This is a genomic window from Saccharomonospora sp. CUA-673 (genome assembly GCF_001942305.1).
GTDB lineage: Bacteria > Actinomycetota > Actinomycetes > Mycobacteriales > Pseudonocardiaceae > Prauserella.
This window is the reverse complement of record NZ_MKKE01000048.1, coordinates 1-23,927: the sequence shown is the minus strand read 5'-3', so window position 1 is coordinate 23,927 and position 23,927 is coordinate 1. Positions and strand designations below refer to the sequence as shown.

Genomic DNA, 23,927 nt, shown 5'->3' with positions numbered 1-23,927 from the left:
GGGCCGCCGGGTCCTGGCCGTCCGGGCCCCGCGGGGCCCTGTGGACGCTGCGGCGGTCCCGGTGGCGCCCGGGCGGCTGCTGTGGGCCCGATGAGCGTGGCGGCGGCGTGGTGACGGACATCCGCTGACTTCTTCCCCTCATTGTCACTCGCGTTCCCCCGATCGGCGGTATGCGATCCACGTGGTTCGCCTGCTGCGGGCCCGTGTGAGAAGAACACGCAGCAAAAACAGCCATCCCGGGGAGTCGCAGACTAGCGGGTGTTGGTAGAAACCAACACCAGCCGGTCCCGCACGGCTATCCTGCGGAACCGTATCGCGATGGGGAGGCAGTGGGGCGAGAATGCCGTCAACACCGACAACAAAGTCACAGGTTCAGGCGTACCGGTTCGTACTGCGGCGCATGCAGTCGGCCCTGGTGCGCAAGGACCCGGTCATGCTGCACGACCCGATGCGAACCCACGGGCGTGCCACCACGGTCGGCGTCGTCCTCGGTGCCCTCGGCTGTCTGGGGTTCCTGGTGTTCGGCATCTTCAAGCCGGCACCACGGGTTCCCGACGACGGCATCGTGATCAGCGAGGAGTCGGGTCAGGTCTACGTCGTCAACGGCGAGGAGATGATCCCGACGTTCAACGTCGCGTCGGCCAAGCTCCTCATCATGGCGCAGCAGCAGGAACAGAGCGACGACGGCAGCGTGCCGCAGGCGCCGGAGGAGGGTCTCGAGCCGACCGTCGTCCCGGACGAGCAGCTGACCGACATCGCGCGGGTGCGGCTGCGCGGCATCCCGGACGGTCCGCCGTTGCTGCCCGGTGAGGACCAGACGATCCGCAGCCAGTGGGCCGTGTGCGACGAGCTGGACTACGACGAGTCGTTGCCACCGGAGCAGGCGCGTCAGCAGGCCACGGTCACCAGCCAGGTGCTCGGCGGCGTCTCGGGCGGCGACGCCCAGCAGGAGCTGCCGCAGAACCAGGCGATCCTCGCGCAGGAGGGCGAGGAGACTCACCTGATCTACCGCCAGGAGAACACGCAGGCGGGGCCGGGCAACGCGGTCAAGGCGCTCGTCGACCTGAGCCCGAACGACCCGGTGACCAACGCGTTCCAGCTGGACGCGCAGCAGGCACGGAAGATCTCGCCCAGCCTGCTGGAGGCCATCCCGAACGCCACGGGCCAGCTCAGGGCGCCCGAGATCGAGGGCGCGGCGACACGCCGGAGTACGAGATCGGCACGGCCACCCCGCCCATCGGCTCGGTCATCAACGTGGTCGACGCGGGCTCGGAGCGGCTGTACGTGGTGCTCCAGGACGGCATCCAGGAGGTGTCCGAGGGCGCGGCGAACGTGATCCTGGCGAGCAACCAGTCGGGCACGGGGGAGACCCCGCGCGACGTGTCGCTGGCCGACATCTCCAACGCGCCGGCGTTCGGAGCCAACGACCCGCGGCGGATCGAGGTGGACCACTTCCCGACCGAGGGTCTCGAGCTCGTCGACCAGCAGCTGAGCCCGTACACGTGCCTCGGCTGGCGCGTGCAGGGCGAGGGCGCGGCCAGGAACTCGTTCACGTCGGTGTACGTGCACCGCACGTCGCCGCTGCCGGACGGGGCGCAGCCGATCGACGTCGGCACGGCCGCGCCGGACGGCTTCAACAAGGTCGACCAGTTCTACATGCAGCCGGGCTACGCGGCGCCGGTGCGCGCGGCGACGAGCCGCGAGACGTTCGGCAAGGGCCCGCTGCAGCTGATCTCCGACCGGGGTATCCGCTACGGCATTCCGAACGTCGCGACGGCACAGTGGCTCGGGTTGAACGAGAACCTTTTCCAGCCCGCGCCGGAGACGATCATCAAGTTGCTGCCGGCCGGTGCGTCCCTGAACTCGCAGGACGTGCGCCGGACGTACGACTCGGTGGTGGCCCCGCCGCCGGAGGAAGGCGGAGCAGCGGCCCAAGGCGGCGGCTGAGCACCCTGGCGGCGCAGTAGACACACGTGGCCCCGTGGGCGGATATCCGCCACGCACGTGCATGTCGGCGAGGGCTACGCGGGGGAGCGGCAACGGACGGGCGGTGGCTCGTAGGCAGCTGTCGGATGGAGATCTCCACCCGTCCGTGCGTCACCTGAAGGACGCTCGCACCCCTGTGGACAACCACCCACCCTGTGCACACCCCTGTGGACAACCCAACAACCCCGGGGTACTCCCAAGGGGAGTACCGGCGGTTACTTCGTGGGGGATTGGTTCCGGCGGACCGTGTGGACGACGAACATCGTCACGCCGATCGCGAGGAGGGCACCGGCGGCCCCGCCGACGGCGACCGCGAAGGGCGTCCAGTTCTCGTACGGCGGCGGAGGCAGGTCGTCGGGCAGCGCCTGGGGTTCGACCGGCTGGGCGTTCCGCTCGGCCGGCACGTTGGCCGTGAGCGCCGCGATCGGGTCGACGACGCCGTGCCCGATGTACTGGTCGTGCCCGTCGGGCGCGGCCGGGTGGTGCGCCGTGTACTTGATGCGGTCCATGACCTGCTCGGCGTTCAGCCCCGGGTGCATCTGTCGGACGAGCGCGGCGACGCCCGCCACGTACGGCGCGGCGAAGCTGGTGCCCTCGATCGGGGCGGCGTCGCCGTTCGGGTTGATGGTCTGGTTGACCAGCCGGTCGGAGCCCTCCGCCGGGTCGAGCGAGATGATGTCGGTGCCGGGTGCGGCGACGCTGACCCACGGTCCGTTCATGCTGAAGTTCGCCGCCCCGCCGCTCTCGTCGATCGCGGCGACCGACAGCACGTGGTCGGAGAAGATCGGCGGCGAGACGAACGAGTTGAGGTTGTCGGACGCGGTGTTCTGCGGGCAGTTCTCGCCGACGTTGCCGGCCGCGCTGACGACGACCGCGTTGCGCACCTCGGTCGCGTACTTCACCGCGGCCTGCAGCTTGCGGTTCTCCGTGTCGATCTGGTCGGGGCCGGTCGCGGGCTGGCAGTTGTTGATGGACACGTTGATGACGCCGCCCGCGCTCTCGTCGGCGGCGCGCATGATGGCCGCGGCGAGTGAGGCGAGCGTGCCCGCGCCCTCGCTGCTCTCGGCCTGACGCTGCGCCGGTCCGGTCGCCGACGATCCGCCGGTGTCCTCACCGCCGCCATTGCCGCCGTCGCCGCCGTTACCGCCGCCATCTCCGCCGTCGCCGCCGTTGCCGCCGCCGTCACCGCCGCCGCCCTGGTCCTCGGGGCTGGGCGGCGGCGGTTCGTCGGCCTTCTCGTACGACTCGCTGGACTGGCGGATGGACTTGATCGACACGTGCGGGGCGACGCCGGTGAATCCGACGTCGGCGGGGCTCTGCGCGCCGATGATGCCGGCGACCTCGGTGCCGTGTCCGTCGCAGTCGAGGACGCCGGGTCCGTGGCCGCCCTCGGTGCTGACGAGATCGAGGACGCCGTCGACGCGCCCGGCGAGGTACGGGTGGTCGTCGCGGACGCCGGTGTCGATGACGGTGACGGTCTGCCCGGCACCGGGCCGCATGCCCTGCGACTCCATCATCCGGTGCAGTTCGTTCAGGCGCAGGTACTGCTGACCCCACGGGGCGTTGCGGAGCTGTTCGACCTCGTCGAGCTGCGCGGCCTGCACGCATTCGGCGCTCTGCTGGTAGTTCTCCGGCGGTTCGCTGGAGCGCAGGGATCCGGGGCTGGGCAGTCCGGCGTCGAGCGGCGGGATCCAGTCGGACGACTGGGCCGACGCGGGCACGACGCCGAGACCGGCCACCGTCGCGCCGATGGTGGCCGTGAGCAGCATCGCCGACGCGCGCCGCACCCGACCGCCGTGTGCACCTCTACGGACCGAACGCACCCGAAACCCCCTTTGCCAGCTGTCTTTCCGCACCCGCCCTGGAGTCACCTCAGCTGAGGAGGTCGAGATGGCGGAAGTACGAGTACAGCTCCATGACCGCCAGTGCGAGCGGCAGCACGAGGGCGATGCAGATGGCCTCGATGATGTCGACGGTGCGGCGGATCGGCGGCGAGAAGCGCTGGTGCGGGATGACCGCGCCGAGCACGACGGCCGCCGCGGCCAGGCCGACGAACGTGACCGAGCCCCACAGCAGCTGGTCGAACGGGTCGGCGCTCCACAGCCAGCCGACGAGGATGCCGGCCGCGGCCACCATGCCGGTGACGAGCAGCGCGATGGCCTGCGAGCCGTTGGCGTAGGTGCGGGCCCGCAGCAGCAGCGCGGCGGTGGCGACACCGCCGGTCAGCACGCCCCAGATGTTGGGCGCGGTCGCGGTGATCATCGCCGCGACCGCGGTGACGGCGCCGCAGCCGACGAGCAGGCCGGTCATGTAGTTGTGCGCCGAGCTGGTGCGCTGCTCGATGTCGGAGTAGTCGGGGACCTCGGAGTCTTCCTTCAGCTCGTCGGCCGTGCCCGGGACGGTCGGCAGCGGCAGCTTGGCCAGCCAGATCGTGGTCCGCGGCAGCATGGAGATGCAGCCGAGCGCGACGGCCGTGGTGCCCGCGGCGATGGCGGGGGCGGGCTCGTCGAGGATCGTGGCGACGAGGAAGGTGACGATGCCGAACACGCCTGCCGTGGCGGCGGCGATGAACGTCGTCAGGCCCGTGCCCATGATCATGATCGAGGCGGCGGCGACGACCACCACGAGTGCGCTGCCGAGCAACAGGTTCGGCCGGACCGACACGTCGAGCGGGACGATGAAGAACCCGGCCACGAACGCCATCGGGAGCCCGCCCGCGGCGGCGACGAGCACACCGGTGGACACGGAGCCGTAGGCGCGGACCAGGGTGGCGCCGAGCGCGACGCAGGCGATGGCGACGATGCCGGAGCCGATGGCCGCGAACAGCGGGAACATGCTGTTGTCGGCGCCGAGGATGCCGCCGAGGAAGATCGAGACGGCGGCGAGGATCGCGGCGAGCCCGCCCGCGGCGTGGCCGATCTTGAGCGCGGTCTCCTTGCTCCAGGGCCGGAAGCCGTCCGGGTCGGCCTCGGCGATCGCGTCGACGACGTCGTCGTAGAGCGGCGGCGGCGGGTTCTCGCTGCGCTTGCGCAGCTGCAACAGCTCGCCGTCGACGACGCCGAGGGAGGCCAGGGTGCGGCTCGGGTCGAGCGGCGCGTCGCCCAGCTTGGCCAGCGCCCAGCCGCCGTGCCGCGTGCCGCCGTCGGGAGAGGTTTCCTTGGCCATCTCCAGCAGCATCGGCATCAGATCCGCAACGGCCACGTCGGCCGGCAGTGCGACGTCGATCCTGGTGCTCGGTGCGACCACCGTCACCCGGCTGAATACGGTCGTGCCCGTTGCCACCTTGCTATCCCCCTACCTGGATGTATCGCTGCCCGGTACTTATACCGCGAGTCCTACCGCGCACGGCAACATACCGTCCGCGGCCCCGGGCGTCTTCATCTACCGGAGATTGGGCCGAACCGGCGCGAGTTGGCCGGTCTGCCGATCACGACTTGCCCGGGTTCGCTACCGTGTGGGCTCGGCCAGCATGTCGCCGGTCGTCTGCCGACTTGAATAGCCGAGTTGAAGAGGGGTCTTTTCGGTGAGCACGCTGCAGTTCAAGCGGTCGCCGCGGCTGGCTGCGCCCCGCCCGCCGGGCGGGGAGGTTCATCTCGAGCCGCCGCCCGAGGTGCCGCGCAACATCCCCGGCAACATCCTGATGAAGATCCTGCCGGTCGTCATGGTCGTGGCGATGCTCGGCATGGTCGGCATGATGTTCACGATGCGCACCCAATCGGGCGGCATGATGAGCCCGATCATGATGATGATGCCGCTCATGATGATGATGTCGATGGTCGGCATGTTCGCGGGCGGCGGCCGGGGCGGTCAGCAGAAGAAGGCCGAGATGAACGAGGACCGCAAGGACTACCTGCGGTATCTCGGCCAGATGCGCGACCGGGCCCGCGAGGCCATGGAGGAGCAGCGCGCCTCGCTGGAGTGGGTGCACCCGGACCCGCAGATCATGTGGTCGTTGGCCGCGACCCGTCGCATGTGGGAGCGCCGCCAGAACGACCAGGACTTCCTGCACCTGCGCGTCGGCCGCAGCGCGCATCGCCTGGCGACCAGGCTGGTGCCGCCGCAGACCGGTCCGGTCGACGAGCTCGAGCCGATCTCGACGTTGGCGCTGCGCCGGTTCGTGCGCGCGCACTCGATCGTGCCCGACCTGCCGACGCAGATCTCCCTGCGCGGCTTCGCCGCCGTCGGCATGCAGGGCGAGCGGCACCGCACCCGCGGCCTGACCCGCGCGATGCTCGCCCAGCTCGTCACGTTCCACAGCCCGGAGGACGTGCTCATCGCCGTGGCCTCCACCGGCCGGTCGAAGGCCGAGTGGGAATGGGCCAAGTGGCTGCCGCACACCCAGCACCCCACGTTGTCCGACGGCATCGGCCAGCTGCGCATGATGGCCGGTTCGCTCGCGCAGATCGAGGCGTGGCTGGAGGACGAGCTGGCCGATCGGCAGCGTTTCTCCCGCAACGCCACGCCGCCGGCCGACCAGCCGCACATCGTCATCCTGCTCGACGACGCCGACGTGACCGGCGAGGAACGACTGATCCTCGAGGAGGGTCTGGTGGGCGTCACGCTCATCGACCTGTCCGACGCCGTCGGCAACCTGGCCGCCCGTCGTGGTCTGCGCCTGGTCGTCGAACCCGACCAGCTCGGTGCGCGCAGCGCAGGCGGCGTCGAGTGGTTCGGCGCGCCCGACACGCTCAGTCTCGTCGAGATCGAGGCCCTGGCCCGCAAGTTGTCGCCGTACCGCATCGGCGGCGCCGCCGCGGACGACGGCGAGGAGCAGCCGCTGCTGTCCAACCCGTCGCTGCTGGAACTGCTCGGCATCCCGGGCGATCCGATGACGTTCGACGTGCAGCAGGCGTGGCGGCCCCGTCCGGTCCGCGACCGCTACCGTGCCCCGTTCGGCGTCGGCGAGATGGGCCAGCCGGTGGAGCTGGACATCAAGGAAGCGGCCATGGAGGGCATGGGCCCGCACGGCCTGTGCATCGGTGCGACCGGTTCCGGTAAGTCGGAGTTCCTGCGCACCCTCGTGCTCGGCATGCTCGCCACGCACTCGTCGACGACGCTCAACTTCGTGCTCGTCGACTTCAAGGGTGGTGCGACGTTCCTCGGTCTGGACAAGGCGCCGCACGTGTCCGCGGTCATCACCAACCTCGCCGACGAGGTCACGCTGGTCGACCGCATGAAGGACGCGCTCGCCGGCGAGATGAACCGCAGGCAGGAGGCGCTCAAGAACGGCGGCAACTTCAAGAACGTGTGGGAGTACGAGAAGGCCCGGGAGAACGGCGCCGACCTCGACCCGCTGCCCGCGCTGTTCATCGTCGTCGACGAGTTCTCCGAGCTGCTGAGCGAGAAGCCCGACTTCATCGAGCTGTTCGTCGCGATCGGCCGGCTCGGCCGTTCGCTGCAGATGCACATGCTGCTGGCCTCGCAGCGCCTCGAGGAGGGCAAGCTGCGCGGCCTCGACTCGCACCTGTCGTACCGGATCGGTCTGAAGACCTTCTCCGCGGCCGAATCGCGCGCCGCGATCGGCGTTCCGGATGCGTTCGAGCTGCCGTCGGTGCCCGGTGGCGGCTACCTCAAGTACGACACCTCGACGCTCGAGCGGTTCAAGGCCTCGTACGTGTCGGGTCCGTACCGGCCGGCCGGCATCAAGGCCGCCGCGCCCGGCGCGAAGGTCGTGCGCGCCGACAAGCGGCCGCAGATGTTCGTGCCCGACTACATCGAACTGCCCAAGGAACCGGAACCCGAGCCGGAACCCGAACCCGAGAAGCCCGCGGAACCCGAGTCCGAGGAGGCGGTGGAGCCGAGCGAGCTCGACGTCATCGTCGGCAGGCTCATCGGCCAGGGCCCGCCCGCGCACGAGGTGTGGCTGCCGCCGCTGAACGAGCCGAACTCGCTCGACACGCTGCTGCCGAACCTCAACCCGACCGAGGAACGGGGCCTGTCGCCCGTCGGGTTCTTCGGCAACGGCAAGCTGCAGGTGCCGCTGGGCATCGTCGACCGGCCGTACGAGCAGCGGCGCGACCCGCTGTGGGCGGACTTCTCCGGCGGCGCCGGGCACGGCGCGATCGTCGGCGGTCCGCAGTCCGGCAAGTCGACGCTGCTGCGCACGCTCGTCATGTCGATGGCGTTGACGCACACTCCGGAGGAGGCGCAGTTCTACGCCATCGACCTCGGCGGCGGCACGCTCGCCTCGCTCGAGGGCCTGCCGCACGTCGGCGGCGTGGCCGTGGCGAGGCGGGACCCGGACAAGGCGCGCCGGATCGTCGCCGAACTGGCGGTGCTCGCGGCCGAACGCGAGGCGCGCTTCGGCGAGCTGGGCGTGGACTCGATGGCCGACTTCCGCAACCGCAAGCGGCGCGGCGACCTCACGCACGAGCAGGACCCGTTCGGCGACGCGTTCCTCATCGTCGACGGCTGGCGCGGTCTGCGGGACGACTTCGAGGAGCTCGAACCGCAGATCACCAAGCTCGCCGTGCAGGGCCTGGCCTACGGCGTGCACGTGGTCATCGCGTCCAACCGGTGGGCCGACATCCGGCCCGCGATCAAGGACATGCTGGGCACGCGGTTCGAGCTGCGGCTCGGTGACCCGAGCGAGTCCGACATCGAACGGCGCACCGCGATCAACGTGCCCGCGGGCCGTCCCGGTCGCGGTCTGACCCGCGACAAGCTGCACTTCCTCGGCGGACTGCCGCGGATCGACGGGTCGAGCTCGCCGGAGACCATCGGTGAGGGCGTCGTCGACGCGGTCCAGAAGATCAGCGCCGCGTGGCAGGGACGCCCCGCGCCGCAGGTGCGGCTGCTGCCCGACTACATGCCGTACGAGGACCTGCTGGCCATCGACAAGCACCGCGACTCCAAGCTGGTGCCCATCGGGGTCAACGAGGACGAGCTCGCGCCCGTCTACCTCGACTTCGCCGCCGAACCGCACTTCATCGCGTACGCCGACGGCGAGTCCGGCAAGACGAACCTGCTCCGGCAGATCGTCCGCGGCATCACCGACCGGTACACCAAGGAGGAAGCGGTCGTCATCCTCGTCGACTACCGGCGCACGATGCTCGGTTTCGTCGAGGGCGACCAACTGTTGGCCTACGCCGTGTCGGCCAACCAGCTCGAGGGCATCGTCAAGGAGGTCGCCGGGTCGATGCAGAAGCGGCTGCCCGGGCCGGACGTCACCCCGCAGCAGCTCAAGGACCGCTCCTGGTGGTCCGGACCGGAGCTGTTCGTGGTGGTCGACGACTACGACCTCGTGGCCACGCAGCAGAGCAACCCGCTGCGGCCGCTGTCGGAGTACCTGGCGCAGGCCAAGGACGTCGGTCTGCACATGATCGTCGCCAGGCGCACCGGTGGTGCCGCGCGCACCGGTATGGACCCGATCATCGGCAAGCTCAAGGAGATCGCGATGCCGGGCATCGTGATGAGCGGGTCCAAGGACGAGGGCACCCTGCTGGGCAACGTCAAGGCGGCCCCGATGCCGCCCGGCCGGGGCAACCTGGTCAGCCGCAAGGTGGGCAAGCAGCTCATGCACGTCTCCTGGATCAATCCCGAGTGACCCGCATGTCGTCGCCCGACGCACCGGTCGCCCCTGAGGCAGGGGGCGGCCGGTGACGTTTCGCGTCGCGATCGACTTCGGCACGTCGAGCACGTGTGTCGTGGCCGCGATCGGCGAGCGGCAACCGCAGGTCGTCGTGATCGACGGCCAGCCGCTCATGCCGTCCGCGGTGTACGCGCACGCCGACGGCACGCTGTTCGTCGGCCAGGAGGCCGAACGACAGGCCGCGGTCGACCCGGCACGGTTCGAGCCGACGCCGAAACGGCGCATCGACGAGGGCGAGCTGCTGCTCGGCGACACCGTGCTGAACGTCGTCGACGTCGTGCGGTCGGTGTTGGCGCGGGCCGTCGGGGAGGCGCGCAGGTTGGCCGCGGGCGCGGAGATCGATCTGCTCGTGCTCACCCACCCCGCGGACTGGGGCGCGGTGCGCACCCGACTGCTGCGGCAATCGGCCAACGGGCTGGGCCGGGAGGTCGCGTTGGTGCCCGAGCCCGTCGCCGCGGCCGTCTTCCACGCCGCCACTTACACCCCGCCCGACGACAACCCCGAGAAGACCGTCGCGTTCACCGGGCGGCCCGGCGACACGATGGCGGTGTTCGACTTCGGCGGCGGCACCATCGACGTCAGCGTCGTGCGCCGCACCGAGTCGCAGCAGCGCAGAACCGCCTTCGAGGTGCCGGCGACCCGCGGCGACCCCGGTTTCGGCGGCGCCGACATCGACCAGGCGCTGCTGGAGCATGTCGGTTCGCTCGTGTCCGACGAACACAAGGAGGCGTGGGAGGAACTCGTCCAGGGGCGCGAACTGGCCGACCGGCGCCGGCGGCGCGTGCTGCGGCAGGACGTGCGCGGCGCCAAGGAGACGTTGTCGCGGCACGCCTACACCGACGTGCCGATGCCGCCGCCGTTCGCGGACGCGCACGTGACGCGCGAACAACTCGAGGAGCTCGTCGCCGCACCGCTCGGCCGGGCCGTCGAACTGGCCGTGGCGACGATCGAGGAGGCGCAGCTGCGGCCGAAGCAGCTGACGGCGATCTTCCTCGTCGGCGGCTCGAGTCGGATCCCGATGCTGTCGCGCCTCATCCACGAACGCACCGGCGTGGTGCCGACGACGCTCGATCAGCCCGAGACGGTGGTCGCGCGCGGCGCGTTGCGGGCGGTGCAGGTGATTCCCGACCGCGGCGGTGCCGTGCCGGGCGCGCTGCCCGGCGCGAGTGACGAGACGACGTCCCTCGTCCGCAGGCCCGGCCATGGTTCCCAGGGGCATGGTTCCCAGGGGCATGGTTCGCAGGGCCACGGTTCTCAGGGGCACGGTTCCCAGGGGCACGGTTCTCAGGGTCCAGGTGCGCAGGGGCCCGGTGCGCAGGGTCCGGGGAGTCCGCAGCGGGGATTCGTCGGTGGGCACGCGCCGCCAGGGCGGCAGGCGCCGTATCCGCGGCAGCAGCCGTCCGGTCCGCACCGGCAGCCGTCCGGTCCACATGCGACGCCCGGACCGGCGCAGCACCCGGGACCCCAGCAGGCGCACCCCGCACAACAGACACAGCACGGCCCCCAGGCACACGGGCACCGGTCGGGTCCGCCCGGTCAGCCCGGTCAGCCCGGTCAGCCCGGGCCGCCGGGGCCGCCCGGTGGTCCGACCGCCGCCGCGAGCTCGGCGGGTTCCGGCGCGTCCGGGGGTTCCCGGGGGCGCCGCCGCGCGCTGCTGTGGTCGGCGCTGGTCGTGGCCGTGTTGTCGGCCAGCGCCGCCGTGTGGTTCTTCTTCCTGCGCAGCGACGAACCGGCGGGCCAACAGATCTCGCGGTTCTCCTACACGTTCGTCGCGCCGGAGGGTTGGCAGCAGTACGACGAGAACGTCGAGCGCGCCAACATCACGTTCGGCCCGCGCGGTTCGGAGTCGGACCGCGTGATCGTCCAGCAGATCCGGCAGGACTTCGACGCGGGTCAGCAGCGCAGGCAGCTGTTCGACGAGATCCGCCGGGACGCGGCGTCACGGCCGGGCCAGTACGAGGGTTTCGCCGAGCACCACGAGTTCGGCGGCCGCGACACGATCCACTACCGGGAGAACTCGCCGGACGCGACGAACCGGTGCGGTGGTACGTGCTGGCGAACGGACAGGTCCAGGTCAGCGTCGGCTGTTATGCGGCGGAGCGGAAAGAGGCGGTGGACGCGGGCTGCGAACAGATCGTCCGCACCCTCGAATTCACCAACTGACGCGCGTTCCCCCGCCGGCGACCTCCGGTGACCCCCGGCGACCCGGGGATGCCCCGTTCGTGGTCCGTTCGGCCTAACCCCGTGTCCGGTTTGCACCGGTGAAGTCGGATGCGAAACCGGCTCGGAACGCTGTGACCTGCGGAAATGCCCTCGGTTCCGTCCGGTTCCCGTTTTGCGCGTTTACTGGAGCAACTACTTGCCAATCGGGCGGGACAACATGGAACCAACCATGGGAAGGTCTTCGTCGTAGGGTCAGTACCAGCAAGGAAGTACTCGACTGAACCACTGACGAAGGGGGTCATCCCAATGGCAGGCGGCTTTACAGGAACTCCGGAACAGTTCCAGCAGGCGTACCGCGACGTCGAAGAGACGAAGGCGGCCATGGACCAGAACATGTCGACGCTGCGTGAGCGCATCGAGGCGACCCGCGCCGGCTGGGGCGGCGAGGCTGCGCAGGCGTTCCAGAACGTCATGAACGCGTTCGACGAGAAGAACATGAAGCTGAACCAGGCGCTGCAGGACATCGCCGAGCTGCTTCAGCAGTCCGGTGTCAAGTACCAGCAGGCGGAAGAGGAGCAGCAGTCGTCGATCGGCAGCATCTCCAACGCCCTCGGCGGCCTCTGATTTCTCTCGCACCCCGATTCACTTCGATTTTTTCTTAGACTTTCTGGAGGGTAGACATGTCCGGTATCAAGGTTGATTACGCAACGATCCACACCGCGGCCGAGGACTGCAAGGCCACCGGCGGCGAGCTGGAGAACCTGTTCGAGCAGCTGCAGAGCCAGCTCGCCCCGCTCGTCGAGAGCTGGGAGGGTGACGCGATGATGGCCTGGAACGAGGTTCAGAACAACTGGAACACCTCGCTCGAGGAGCTCAAGCAGGTTCTCGCGCAGATCGCCACGGCGCTGCCGCAGATCGCCGACGGCTACCAGGGCACCGAGAAGGGCATCCAGTCGATGTTCTGATCGCGGTGACTTTCAGTCCCTGGGGGCAGTCCCCGGCAGTGGTCACCACTCCGGCGGCAAGCCACGGCTGAACACCACGAGAACGGGCCCGGCCACCAGGCCGGGCCCGTTCTGCATGTCCGGGGTCACCACCCTCGGTGAACCGCGGACGCGCCGGGGCGGCCTGTCGCGGGGAGACGGTGGATGACATTAAGATGACGGCCCGGTCGACCCCGCCTCCATGCGCTCCGAGGCGACCGGGTATCTTCGTAGTCTGTGCGCGCGCCGAGTGTTTGCGCCCAGCCCGCACGTACCCACAAGCAATCTTGACGACGAGGTAGACCCTTGCCCACGTACAGCCCTAAGCCCGGCGATGTCACCCGTGCCTGGCACGTGATCGACGCCCAGGACGTCGTGCTCGGCCGGCTCGCGACCGAGGTTGCCACGCTGCTGCGCGGCAAGCACAAGCCGATCTACGCCCCGCACGTGGACACGGGTGACTTCGTCATCATCGTGAACGCCGACAAGGTGGCTCTCACCGGCAACAAGCGCGAGCAGAAGTTCGCGTACCGCCACAGCGGTTACCCGGGCGGTCTGCGCAAGCAGTCGTTCGGCGAGCTGCTGGACACCAAGCCGGAGCGTCTTGTCGAGAAGACCGTCAAGGGCATGCTGCCGAAGAACAAGCTCGGCCGTGCCATGGGGAAGAAGCTGAAGGTTTACGCCGGCCCGGAGCACCCGCACGCCGCGCAGAGCCCGCAGCCCCACGAGATCACCAAGATCGCTCAGGTGACCAAGTGAGTGAGGAACAGCCTGTGACCAGCACCGAGACCGAGGCCGCCACCGAAGCGGCTGTGACGAGCGAGACGCCGGCCGCGCCGAAGCCGTCTCGCGCCGCCGGTGGCACCGCGCAAACGGTCGGCCGGCGCAAGGAGGCCGTCGTCCGGGTGCGTCTCGTGCCCGGCAGCGGCCAGTTCAAGCTCAACGGCAAGCCGATCGAGGACTACTTCCCGAACAAGGTGCACCAGCAGCTCATCCGTGAGCCGCTGGTCACGGTCGAGAAGCCCGAGTCCTTCGACATCGCCGCCAACCTGCGCGGCGGCGGCCCGTCGGGCCAGGCCGGTGCGCTGCGCCTGGCCATCGCCCGTGCGCTCGCCGAGATCGACGCCGACGACCGTCCGGCGCTGAAGAAGGCCGGCTTCCTCACGCGTGACGCGCGTGCGACCGAGCGCAAGAAGTACGGCCTCAAGAAGGCCCGTAAGGCTCCGCAGTACTCGAAGCGCTGACCTTCGACGTCAGTGGCATGTCTCGCATCGACGCCGGTGCGGGGCAACGCGCGACAGCGCCCATCCGATACACGGGTGGGCGCTTTCGCGCGTTCAGGGCCTGCACCACGCACACTTGATGCGAAGCACACGAAGGTGCGAGCCGGCGCCCTCACCCTCCCCGTCGACGGGTGGGGTGTGTCGCTAAGTTGTCCGCGCGACGCGGAGTCCGCCCGGTGGGCTCGTGCAGCGTCGGTGACGCGATGTGTTTGCAGCTGGAGGAAGTATGGCCCGCCTGTTCGGCACCGATGGCGTGCGTGGTCTGGCGAACAGCGATCTGACGCCGGAGCTGGCGCTGTCGGTGGCTGCGTCGGCCGCCCGCGTCCTGGCGGCGCACGACCGTTCGCACCGTCCGGTGGCGGTCGTGGGCCGCGACCCGCGGGCGAGCGGCGAGATGCTGGAGGCCGCGGTCGTGGCCGGGTTGACGTCGGCGGGCGCGGACGTCGTGCGGGTGGGCGTGCTGCCCACCCCGGCCGTGGCGTTCCTGGTCGGCGACCTGGGCGCCGACTTCGGCGTGATGATCTCGGCATCGCACAACCCCATGCCCGACAACGGTGTGAAGCTGTTCGGCGAGGGTGGGCACAAGCTGCCGGACAGCATCGAGGACGCCATCGAGGCCCAGCTCAGCAGCGAGGACAAGCTGGTGCGGCCGACGGGGTCGCAGATCGGCCGCGTGCGTGACGCCGAGGATGCGCTGGGCCGCTACGTGGCGCATCTGGTGGCGGCGACGCCGCATTCACTGGCCGGGTTGAAGGTCGTCGTGGACTGTGCGAACGGTGCCGCGTCGTGGGCGGCGCCGGAGGCTTACCGCCAGGCGGGCGCGGAGGTCGTCGCCATCCACGCCGAACCGGACGGGGTGAACATCAACGAGGGCTGCGGGTCGACGCATCCGGAGACGTTGCAGGCCGCGGTCGTCGAGCACGGCGCCGACCTGGGGATCGCGCACGACGGCGACGCCGACCGGTGCCTGGCCGTCGACGGTGAGGGCAACCTCGTCGACGGCGACCAGATCATGGCCGTGCTGGCGTTGGACATGGCCGAGCGCGGCGAGCTCACGCACACGACGCTCGTGGCCACGGTGATGAGCAATCTGGGCCTGCACCTGGCGATGAAGGAACACGACATCACGTTGCGTACCGCCAAGGTCGGCGACCGCTATGTGCTCGAGGAGTTGCGGGCCGGCGGGTTCGCCCTCGGCGGCGAGCAGTCGGGGCACGTCGTGCTGCCCGCGCACGCCACGACCGGCGACGGGCTGTTGACGGCGTTGCGCCTGATGAGCAGGGCCGCCGCGACGGGCAAGCCGGTGGTCGAGCTGGCCGCGGTGATGCAGCGACTGCCGCAGGTGCTGGTGAACGTGCGCGTTGCCGACAAGGCCGCGGTGTCCGCGTCGCAGGCCGTGCGGGACGCGGTGGACGCCGTGACCGGCGAGCTGGGTGAGGAGGGGCGCGTGTTGTTGCGTCCGTCCGGCACCGAGCAGCTCGTTCGGGTGATGGTCGAGGCGAGGGCGGAGGCCACGGCCCAGGCCGCCGCGGATCGGCTGGCCGGGGTCGTCGCGACGGTGGCGTGAGGCGCCGTGCGGTGCCGCGGGTGTGAACGGCACCGTTCGTGCGCTGCTGGTTGCGCGAACGGATCCGTTGGCGTCGGGTGTGACCGGTTCCCGCGACAACGACCCCCGGTGCTGGGTATGTTGCTCTGAGCGTTGGCGATTCGGTGCGCCGGGAATGGCACCGAACGCTGCCGCCGTGCGTCCAACCCTCCGCACAGCGAAAACGACGACGCCGATCAGGGGGAGGAACCGATGTCAGGTGGACACCAGGTAGACCCGGGCAAGCTGGGTGGCGCAGGGGGCGCCTACGGCGACAAGGGCGAGGAGCTCGGCCAAGCCGCGGGCAACGTGCAGCCTGGGATCGGTGAGGGGCAGATCGGCCAGTTGTGGCAGGCGACGGCCGCCAAGTACGCGGACGCGATCGACAAGTACGCCGACGCGATCAAGCAGTACGGCAAGCAGGTGGGCGAGCTCGGCGGGAAATTCTCCAGCGCGGCGGAGTCGTACCAGAACGGCGAGACCGTGAACGCGACGAGATCGCCGGCAAGGGTAGGGGGCTGTAATGGTTTTCGGAATGGTCGGTCCGCTGCATGAAAAGCTCGACGAAGCTGCGGCCAAATCGATTCGCGAATCAGAGTTCTCCGACTCGGAGATCGCCGACGCGCGGGAGATGCTCGACGACCAGAGCGTCTCGGCGCAGGATCGGCAGAACCTGCTCTACATGCTGGCCAACCACGCGAGCTCAGCCCCAACGAGATCGAGCAGTACGCCCGCGAGGTCGGCGCCGACGTCGAGGACGTCCAGTCGGGTGGCGAGAACAAGAGCCAGAACGCGCAGAACGCGCGCGAGAGCCTGACCAACGCCAACAAGGGCCGGATCGACGACGCCCAGGAGAAGCTGGCCCAAGGCGGTTTCGGTACCTCCGACGAGATCGTCGACCAGGCGAAGTCGATCGTCAAACTCTTCGAGGATTTCCACCCGCGCTACGAGCGGGCGAAAGCCTTGCCCAAGATCAACGCCGGTGGCGGTGGTGGTGAGGCCGAGTACGTCGAAACCGACCTGTCCCGCGGCGGTGACGGCGAGGGCGGTGGCAACGGCCAGTACGCGCACCAGGGTGGCACCCCGGGGGAGATCCAGGCCGGACTCGACGAGTTCCGCGGAATCGACTTCGGCGCGTTCGGGCGCGACGCCTCGATGCTGGAGCCGCGAGCGGCACGTCGACGGGGCGAAGGAGAGCCTGAACAAGTCCTGGCAGGACGGCACCTCCGACTGGACGGGTGACGCCAAGGAAGCGGCCCAGGGGGCCAACAAGGAGATCGCCGACAACGCCGGGAAGTTGTCCGAGGCACTGGGCCGGGCACACGAGGACGTACGGGCGGTCGGCGACGACGTCAAGACCAACGTCACCACGTACGCGCAGAAAGTGCTGGACCTGTACGGGGACGGCACGATCGGCGAGCTGACCCAGACCAATGTCGACGACCTCATCAAGGCCGCCGAAGAGTTTCCCGGCGCCATCGAGGAGATGAACGCGGCTCTCGAGGAGGTCCAGAACAAGAGCTGGTGGGATCACCTCACCGACTTCATGATGGTTCCGTTCAGCGGGGTCCTGGCGATCACCTCGCCGATCAGTGCGCTCCTCGGCATCCACTTCGCGTCGACGATCACCGAGGCCAACCTCAACAGCGAGCTCCAGAAGATCACGGACGCGGAGACGGAGACCCTGAACAAGCTGTCGGAATTCATCACCGCCTACGACGAGAAGGCGAATGCGTTCCACGAGCAGGGCCGCACCGCCGGTGAGTACGTCCAGAACGGCTACAACGCGCTCCTGCAGCACCTCGGCGAGGGGCTCGGGGACGCGTTCGCGAAGCCGGGCGGTAACGGCGAAGGCAACGGCGAGGGCCAGGGCGAAGGGCAGCCTCCCGGCGGCGACCAGACCGGCGCGTCCGGTGATCCCGGCGGTGGCGGCGGTGGTGGCCAGACCGGCGGCGGTGGCGGCGGCGGAATGCCGCCGGGTGGCGGCGGTGGCGGAATGCCCCCGGGTGGCGGCGGCGGTGGAATGCCGCCGGGCGGTGCCGGCGGTGGCGCTCCGGGCGGGCCCGACGACGCGGCCAAGCCCGGTGACGTCGAGAACCCCGTCACCGGTGAGCAGGCCGAGATCAACCCCGAGACCGGTGAGCCGTACCCGATCGACCCCGAGACAGGTGAGGCCGTCAAGGACGGCGCCGAGCGCGAGACGCTGAGCGTCGAACAGGGTGACCGCAAGCTCGACCTCGTCGCGCCCAACGAGAAGGGCGAGATGGACATCTCCGTCACCACCGGCGACGGCGAGCCCAAGGACTTCAAGCTCGACTTCGGCAACGAATCCGCCGAACCCGGCGTCGGGGGCGAAGGCGGCGCGGCCTCGCCCGGCGGTCAGCCCGGCGGCCAGCCGGGCGGTGCCCAGGACTTCGGCCCCGAAGGCGCCGCTGGTGCGGGTGGCGCCGGTGCGGGCGAGGAGCAGGTGTACACGCCCGACGAGGACGGCAAGATCCGCATCGAAGAGGACGGCCTGAAAATCACGGCCGAGCAGCCCGACGGTCCCGACGGCCCGACCACGGTCACCGTCGACGACGGCAACGGCGAACCGACCACCTACACCCTCGGCGAGGGCAACGGCACAGGAAACGGCGAGACCTCCGGTTCCGGCGCCGGTGCGGGCGGCATGCGTCCTGCCGGGCTCGGCGGGGACTCCTCCGGTGAGAGCGGTCAGATGCGTGCCTTCGCCGGCGGCGCCGAGGACGGCCCCGGCGAGCCGGGCGTCGGCAGCGGCGGAGTACCCGGCGTGGGCGGCGAGATGTCCGGCGGTGCGAGCGGCGAGGTCTCCAGCGCTCCGGGTGCGCCCGGCGTCGGTGGCGAGGTTCCCAGCGGTGCGAGCGGTGAGGTGTCCAGCGCTGCCGGCGAGCCCGGTGTCGGCGGCAGCCAGTCCGGTGACCTCGGTGCCGCCGCTGCCGATGGTGCCGGCGGTGCCGGTCTCGGTGGTGCGTTCCAGGGCGACATCGCCGGTGGTGAGGTTTCCTCCGCCCCCGGCGCAGGCGCCCCGGGCGTGGGGGATTCCGGTGCAGGCGACTCCGGTGCGATGCAGGGCGACCTCGGTGCCGGGTCGATGACGGCCGCGGCCGCCGACGGCTCCGACGCCACGGGCCCGGCCGCGAACGACGGGACGTCGCCCGCGGCTCGGGACCCGGTGAGGCGCTCGGCAACGCGCTCGGCGAGGGTGAGCCCGGTGCGGGTGGCTCCGCCGACGGCAGCAGCCTCGCCGACTCGCCGATCGGCGGCGGTGACGGTGGTGACGGAGCCGGCCAGGGTGACGGCGGCCAGGGCGGCCGCGACGAGTCCGGTCGTTCCGGCATGGGCGGTGGCGGCATGATGGGCGGCGGAATGGGCGGCGCCGGCGGTGGCGGCGGTGGCGGCGACGAGGAGCGCCAGAGCCAGTTCGTCCTCAGCGCGGTGAGCGACCTGTTCGACGCGACGCCGTCGAACGAGCGCATCAGCGGCGCCTTGGGCGAGGACACACCGGTCGTCCTGCCGTTCAGCCGGTGAACTAGCGAGGGGATGGCGACATGTCGAAGGGTCCGAGCCCCGGGTTGCTCGACGCGCTGGCGGCCAACCAGGCCAAGTTCCGCGCGGCGTCCACCGAGATCTCCGAGCGGGAACAGCGCACACAGCAGGAGATCCGCGACGCCGCCCGCGAACGGCGCGAGGCGAACGAGGCGCGCTGCAAGGAGCTCGACGAGAAGTCGGCGGCCGCCGAGGCCGCCCGCGAGGATCCGAACGCCAAGAACGAGTGGTTCCACCGCAAGGACGGCGGCGACCACACGATGAGCTTCGGACCGGGTTCCGACGAACTCGACGAGCCGGCCGCGCAGGACACGCCACCGGCCGCGGCGGAGCCGCCGACCAACCCGGCGACACAGCCCCCGGCGAGGGCGCGGCGCGCCCCCGGCGACGAGGACGACGACGAGGACTTCGCCAACCGCTCCTGGCTCGGCTGAACCCGGGCAGAACGGGGCGGACCGGGCCGTACGCGGCCGCGCGGGGAGTCAGCGGGCGGTGGCCTTGTCGTCGTCGAGGTCGACGATCTTGGCGGCCTTCACGCTGTCGTCGAGCAGCGGCCGGTACGTCTTCGTGCCCGTCAGGTGCGTCAGGAAGAACGCCGTGAACAGGGCGCGGACGGTGCGCTGGGTCGCACGGTGCGGTTTGCCGTGCACGAGCAGCTGGCTCCAGTGCGTGCCCTCGGCGACCGCGAGGTGCGAGCCTTCGGCAGGGTGCGCAGCTGGGCCTCGCCGCCCCAGGAACGCGTGATGAGCTCGGCGTTGCCCTGGGCCGGTGCGACGAGGTCGTCGGCCGCGGCCAGGTGCAGACCGGGACATTCGACCTGCTCGGCGGCCTTCGACGCCGACGGGATCGTCTGCGCCGGTGCGAACGTGGCCACGGCGCGGACGTCGGAGGACTTCGCGGCCGCCAGCACGGCCGAACCGCCGCCCGTCGAGTGTCCGGCGACGCCCAGCTTGAGCGGGTCGACGCTGATGGCGCCCGGACCGAGGCGCACCTTGGTGACCATCTCGAGGGTCGAGAGCAGGTCGTCGGCGAGCAGCCGGTGCGAGGGCAGCGGTCCGCGCTGCGTGGACGGCGCGGCCGCGACGATGCCCCAGCTCGCCAGGTGCCGCAGCAGCTCGCGGTACCGGCCCGCCGGCTGCAACCAGCCGTGACCGAACGCGACCGCGGGCAGCCCGCGCCCCTCCTTCGGCGTGTAGACCACGCCGGGTTGGCCGACGAGCGCCAGGTCGCCGCGCAGCACCTCGTGCGGTCCCGCGAAGGTGAGGTCCTCGAGCAACTGCTTCGCCTTGGCCATGCCGCGCAGATTACTCGACCCACCCCGCCGCTGTTCCCCCCGACACAGCCCACCCACCTCCCACCCGGGGGAACACGCGCAGGGTGCGGCGGGGAGGGGTGCCGGATGCGGGGTCGATACGCTGGGGGACGTGTGTGGAATCGTGGGATACGTCGGGCACCGGAAAGCACTGGACGTCGTGCTCGGTGGACTGCGACGCATGGAATACCGCGGCTACGACTCGGCGGGTGTCGCCGTCCTGGACGGGGCGGGGTCGCTGACCGTCGAGCGGAAGGCGGGCAGGCTGGCCAACCTGGTGGGCGCCCTCGACGAGGCCGGCCGGTCGCGGTTCGAGGGTACGGCCGGCATGGGCCACACGCGGTGGGCCACACACGGCCCGCCGGTGGACCGGAACTCGCATCCGCACCGGGACGCCTCGGAGCGCGTCGCGGTGGTGCACAACGGCATCATCGAGAACTTCGCGGAGCTGCGTGCCGAGCTCGAGGCCGTCGGCACCGAGCTGGCCAGTGACACCGACACCGAGACGGCCGCGCACCTCATCGCGCGCGCCTACGACAAGGACCCGGACACGGCGGGCGACCTGCCGGCGAGCGTCCGCGCGGTGTGCCGCCGGCTGCAGGGTGCGTTCACCCTGGTCGTCACCCACGCCGACCACCCGGACGTGATCGTCGCGGCGCGCCGGTCGTCGCCGCTGGTCGTGGGCGTCGGCGAGGGCGAGACGTTCGTGGCCTCCGACGTCGCCGCGTTCATCGAGCACACCCGCGAGGCCGTCGAGCTGGGCCAGGACCAGCTCGTCACGATCACCCGCGAGGGCTACGAGGTCACCGACTTCCACGGCGAGCTCGCCCAGGGCAAGCCGTTCACCGTGGACTGGGACCTGTCGGCCGCCGAGAAGGGCGGCCACGAGTACTTCATGCTCAAGGAGATCGAGGAGCAGCCCGAGGCGCTGGCGAACTCGCTGCGCGGGCACTTCTCCGGCGGACGCATCGTCCTGGACGAGCAGCGCATCTCCGACCAGGACCTGCGGGACGTCGACAAGGTGTTCGTCGTCGCCTGCGGTTCGGCCTACCACTCGGGCCTGGTCGCCAAGTACGCGATCGAGCACTGGTGCCGGCTGCCCGTCGAGGTCGAGCTGGCCAGCGAGTTCCGCTACCGCGACCCTGTGCTGGACCGCGACACGCTCGTCGTGGCGGTGTCCCAGTCCGGCGAGACGATGGACACCCTCGAGGCCGTGCGGCACGCCCGCGAGCAGCGGGCCCGCGTGCTGGCGGTGTGCAACACGAACGGCGCGCAGATCCCGCGCGAGTCCGACGCGGTGCTCTACACCCACGCCGGCCCCGAGATCGGTGTCGCGTCGACGAAGGCGTTCCTCGCGCAGATCGCCGCCAACTACCTCGTGGGCCTGGCGCTCGCGCAGGCCCGCGGCACCAAGTACCCCGACGAGGTGGGCCGCGAGTTCGCCGAGCTGGAGGCCATGCCGCAGGCCGTCGAGCAGGTGCTCACCAAGGTTGAGCAGGTGCGCGAGCTCGGTGCGCGCCTGGCCGATTCGAAGGCCGTGCTGTTCCTCGGCCGCCACGTGGGCTACCCGGTGGCGCTCGAGGGTGCGCTCAAGCTCAAGGAGCTGGCGTACATGCACGCCGAGGGTTTCGCCGCGGGCGAGCTCAAGCACGGCCCGATCGCCCTGATCGAGAAGGACCTGCCGGTCGTGGTGGTCATGCCGTCGCCGCGTGGCCGGGCGGTGCTGCACGCCAAGCTCGTGTCGAACATCAGCGAGATCCAGGCCCGCGGCGCGCGGACGATCGTCATCGCCGAGGAGGGCGACGAGACGGTGCGCCCGTTCGCCGACGAGCTCATCGAGCTGCCCGCCGTGCCGACGCTGCTGCAGCCGTTGGTGTCGACGGTGCCGTTGCAGGTGCTGGCCGCCGAGATCGCCCGCACCCGCGGCTACGACGTCGACAAGCCGCGCAACCTCGCCAAGTCCGTCACGGTGGAGTGAGCCGTGCGCGGCGTGTGGACGACCGCCCGGGTGCGTGCCGCGGAGGACGAGGTCCTCGCCCGCACGCCGGAGGGTGCGCTGATGCGCAGGGCCGCCCACGCCGTCGCCGGGCGCGCGGCCGCGCTGCTGGCCGAACACACCGGCGGGGTTTCCGGACGGCGGGTCGTTCTCGTCGTCGGTTCCGGCAACAACGGCGGTGACGCCCTGTGGGCCGGTGCGTTCCTGCGTAAACGCGGTGTCGGCGTGGACGCGGTGCTGCTCGAGCCCGAACGGGCGCACGCAGCCGGCCGCGCCGCGTTCGTACGGGCCGGTGGACGCATCGTGTCGACCGGCGACGAGCTGGACGCCCGGCTGGAGCGGGCCGATCTGCTCGTCGACGGCATCGTGGGCATCTCGGCCCGCGGGCCGCTGCGCCCGGCCGCCGCGGACGTCGTCGACCGGGCCGCCCGCGCCGGTCTGCCCGTCCTGGCCGTGGACCTTCCCAGCGGCGTCGACCCGGACACCGGCGCCGTCGACGGGCCCGCCGTCGAGGCGGTCGCCACGGTTACCTTCGGCGCGCGCAAACCCGTGCACGTGCTCAACCCCGGCCGGTGCGGCGAGGTCACGCTCGTCGACCTCGGCCTGCCGCTCGGTGGGCAGCACGGCCGGGAACCGGACCTGCGCCAGCTCGACGCGGCCGACGTCGCCGCGGCGTGGCCGCTGCCCGGCCCCGGCGACGACAAGTACACCCAGGGCGTCGCCGGGATCGCCGCCGGCTCCGAGACCTACCCGGGCGCCGCGGTGCTCGCCGCCGGTGCCGCCGTGCGCGCGACGGCCGGCATGGTGCGGTACGCGGGCGCGGCCGCCGACGACGTGCGCGCCTGGTGGCCGGAGGTCGTCGCCACGGGATCGGTCGCCGACGCCGGCCGGGTGCAGGCGTGGTCGGTCGGACCCGGACTCGGCACCGGGCACGGCGGGTTCGACGTCCTGTCCCACGTGCTCGGCCAAGGCGTGCCCGTGTGCGCCGACGCCGACGCGATCACGCTGCTCGCGAACCGTCCCGAGGTGCTCGACGCGCGCGACCCCGACACCCCGCTCGTGCTCACCCCGCACGACGGCGAGTTCGCCCGCCTCACCGGCGCGGCGCCCGGACCCGACCGGGTGGCCTCGGCGCTCGCCGCGGCCCGCCGGTTCGACGCCGTCGTGCTGCTCAAGGGGCACTGCACGCTCGTCGCCGCGCCCGACGGGCGGGTGCTGGTGAACCGCCCGCGCGGCGCGTGGCTCGCCACCGCCGGTTCCGGCGACGTGCTGTCGGGGATCCTGGGCGCCTGCTGGCGTCCGGGCTCGACCCGTGGCTCGCGGCAGGCGCCGCCGCCGACGTGCACGCCCGCGCGGGCCTGATCGCCGCCGCCGGCGTGCCCACGTCGGCTCGCAGGTCCTCACCGCCGTCCCGGAGGCCATCCGGCAGGTCGGCGCGGTGGGAGGAAGGCCATGACTCCGCAG

At 71.0% G+C, this 23,927-nt stretch carries 15 protein-coding genes and 3 pseudogenes; 14 read left to right on the top strand and 4 right to left on the bottom strand.

The genetic code is table 11. The annotated features are described in order from the left end of the window. Positions 1-340: 340 nt before the first annotated feature. Positions 341-1,947, top strand: a pseudogene (gene eccB / locus BJF85_RS31645) (type VII secretion protein EccB). Between the two features lie 254 nt (positions 1,948-2,201). Here eccB and mycP read toward each other — a convergent pair. Beyond that, positions 2,202-3,773 (bottom strand): type VII secretion-associated serine protease mycosin, encoded by a 1,572-nt coding sequence (gene mycP, locus BJF85_RS19955; protein WP_304442321.1) that lies wholly within the window; start codon positions 3,771-3,773, stop codon positions 2,202-2,204. Between the two features lie 85 nt (positions 3,774-3,858). Continuing rightward, entirely contained in the window at positions 3,859-5,268 is a 1,410-nt protein-coding gene (eccD, locus tag BJF85_RS19950) for a type VII secretion integral membrane protein EccD (protein WP_075849611.1), read from the bottom strand. Between the two features lie 241 nt (positions 5,269-5,509). Here eccD and eccCa point away from each other — a divergent pair, with 241 nt between their 5' ends. From eccCa to BJF85_RS19910, 8 genes are all read left to right on the top strand, one after another. Then, positions 5,510-9,532 (top strand): type VII secretion protein EccCa, encoded by a 4,023-nt coding sequence (gene eccCa, locus BJF85_RS19945; protein WP_075849610.1) that lies wholly within the window; start codon positions 5,510-5,512, stop codon positions 9,530-9,532. Between the two features lie 52 nt (positions 9,533-9,584). Then, the gene (locus BJF85_RS30540) at positions 9,585-11,771 is read left to right on the top strand and encodes an Hsp70 family protein (protein WP_255375795.1); all 2,187 of its coding nucleotides are present in this window, start codon (positions 9,585-9,587) and stop codon (positions 11,769-11,771) included. A 275-nt stretch (positions 11,772-12,046) separates the two neighbouring features. Further along, positions 12,047-12,364, top strand: coding sequence for a WXG100 family type VII secretion target (locus tag BJF85_RS19935; RefSeq protein ID WP_075849609.1), 318 nt, complete (start codon positions 12,047-12,049; stop codon positions 12,362-12,364). A 56-nt stretch (positions 12,365-12,420) separates the two neighbouring features. Continuing rightward, on the top strand, positions 12,421-12,705 hold the full coding sequence (locus tag BJF85_RS19930; protein ID WP_075849608.1) for a WXG100 family type VII secretion target: 285 nt from the start codon (positions 12,421-12,423) through the stop codon (positions 12,703-12,705). A 324-nt stretch (positions 12,706-13,029) separates the two neighbouring features. Next, complete coding sequence (rplM, locus tag BJF85_RS19925; RefSeq protein ID WP_075849607.1) at positions 13,030-13,482, top strand: 50S ribosomal protein L13; 453 nt, start codon at positions 13,030-13,032, stop codon at positions 13,480-13,482. A gap of 14 nt (positions 13,483-13,496) precedes the next feature. Then, the gene (gene rpsI / locus BJF85_RS19920; protein WP_075849606.1) at positions 13,497-13,967 is read left to right on the top strand and encodes a 30S ribosomal protein S9; all 471 of its coding nucleotides are present in this window, start codon (positions 13,497-13,499) and stop codon (positions 13,965-13,967) included. Between the two features lie 265 nt (positions 13,968-14,232). Beyond that, positions 14,233-15,573: a phosphoglucosamine mutase gene (gene glmM / locus BJF85_RS19915; RefSeq protein ID WP_075849605.1), complete on the top strand. Its 1,341-nt coding sequence runs from the start codon at positions 14,233-14,235 to the stop codon at positions 15,571-15,573. Between the two features lie 231 nt (positions 15,574-15,804). Further along, on the top strand, positions 15,805-16,146 hold the full coding sequence (locus BJF85_RS19910) for a hypothetical protein (RefSeq protein WP_139320743.1): 342 nt from the start codon (positions 15,805-15,807) through the stop codon (positions 16,144-16,146). 123 nt (positions 16,147-16,269) lie between these two features. Here BJF85_RS19910 and BJF85_RS27545 read toward each other — a convergent pair whose 3' ends face one another. Beyond that, on the bottom strand, positions 16,270-16,662 hold the full coding sequence (locus BJF85_RS27545; protein WP_139320742.1) for a hypothetical protein: 393 nt from the start codon (positions 16,660-16,662) through the stop codon (positions 16,270-16,272). 4 nt (positions 16,663-16,666) lie between these two features. On the opposite strand from BJF85_RS27545, the gene BJF85_RS28535 reads away from it, so the two are divergent. Genes BJF85_RS28535 through BJF85_RS19890 form a run of 3 tightly spaced genes read left to right on the top strand, consistent with a single transcriptional unit; the run spans position 16,667 to position 19,589 of the window. Beyond that, complete coding sequence (locus BJF85_RS28535; protein WP_187346942.1) at positions 16,667-18,964, top strand: hypothetical protein; 2,298 nt, start codon at positions 16,667-16,669, stop codon at positions 18,962-18,964. Then, positions 18,946-19,137 carry a hypothetical protein gene (locus tag BJF85_RS19895; RefSeq protein ID WP_075849602.1) on the top strand — a complete coding sequence of 64 codons (192 nt, stop codon included), beginning with the start codon at positions 18,946-18,948 and terminating at the stop codon, positions 19,135-19,137. Before BJF85_RS28535 ends, BJF85_RS19895 begins: the two co-directional genes overlap by 19 nt. Positions 19,138-19,157: 20 nt before the next feature. Beyond that, complete coding sequence (locus tag BJF85_RS19890) at positions 19,158-19,589, top strand: hypothetical protein (protein ID WP_075849601.1); 432 nt, start codon at positions 19,158-19,160, stop codon at positions 19,587-19,589. Between the two features lie 48 nt (positions 19,590-19,637). On the opposite strand, the pseudogene BJF85_RS19885 reads toward BJF85_RS19890, so the two are convergent. Further along, a pseudogene (locus tag BJF85_RS19885) lies at positions 19,638-20,449 on the bottom strand (dienelactone hydrolase family protein). 130 nt (positions 20,450-20,579) lie between these two features. Here BJF85_RS19885 and glmS point away from each other — a divergent pair. Together glmS and BJF85_RS19875 are read left to right on the top strand one after the other, a co-directional pair. Further along, positions 20,580-22,445, top strand: coding sequence for a glutamine--fructose-6-phosphate transaminase (isomerizing) (gene glmS / locus BJF85_RS19880; RefSeq protein ID WP_075849600.1), 1,866 nt, complete (start codon positions 20,580-20,582; stop codon positions 22,443-22,445). A 3-nt stretch (positions 22,446-22,448) separates the two neighbouring features. After that, positions 22,449-23,919 (top strand): annotated as a pseudogene (locus BJF85_RS19875) (NAD(P)H-hydrate dehydratase). Positions 23,920-23,927 lie beyond the last annotated feature (8 nt).

Coding starts and splice junctions, on each gene's coding strand:
- BJF85_RS19935 (WP_075849609.1), top strand. CDS start 12,047: ATGGCAGGCGGCTTTACAGGAACTCCGGAACAGTTCCAGCAGGCGTAC.
- BJF85_RS19930 (WP_075849608.1), top strand. CDS start 12,421: ATGTCCGGTATCAAGGTTGATTACGCAACGATCCACACCGCGGCCGAG.
- glmM (WP_075849605.1), top strand. CDS start 14,233: ATGGCCCGCCTGTTCGGCACCGATGGCGTGCGTGGTCTGGCGAACAGC.
- BJF85_RS19910 (WP_139320743.1), top strand. CDS start 15,805: ATGTCAGGTGGACACCAGGTAGACCCGGGCAAGCTGGGTGGCGCAGGG.
- BJF85_RS19895 (WP_075849602.1), top strand. CDS start 18,946: ATGGGCGGTGGCGGCATGATGGGCGGCGGAATGGGCGGCGCCGGCGGT.
- BJF85_RS19890 (WP_075849601.1), top strand. CDS start 19,158: ATGTCGAAGGGTCCGAGCCCCGGGTTGCTCGACGCGCTGGCGGCCAAC.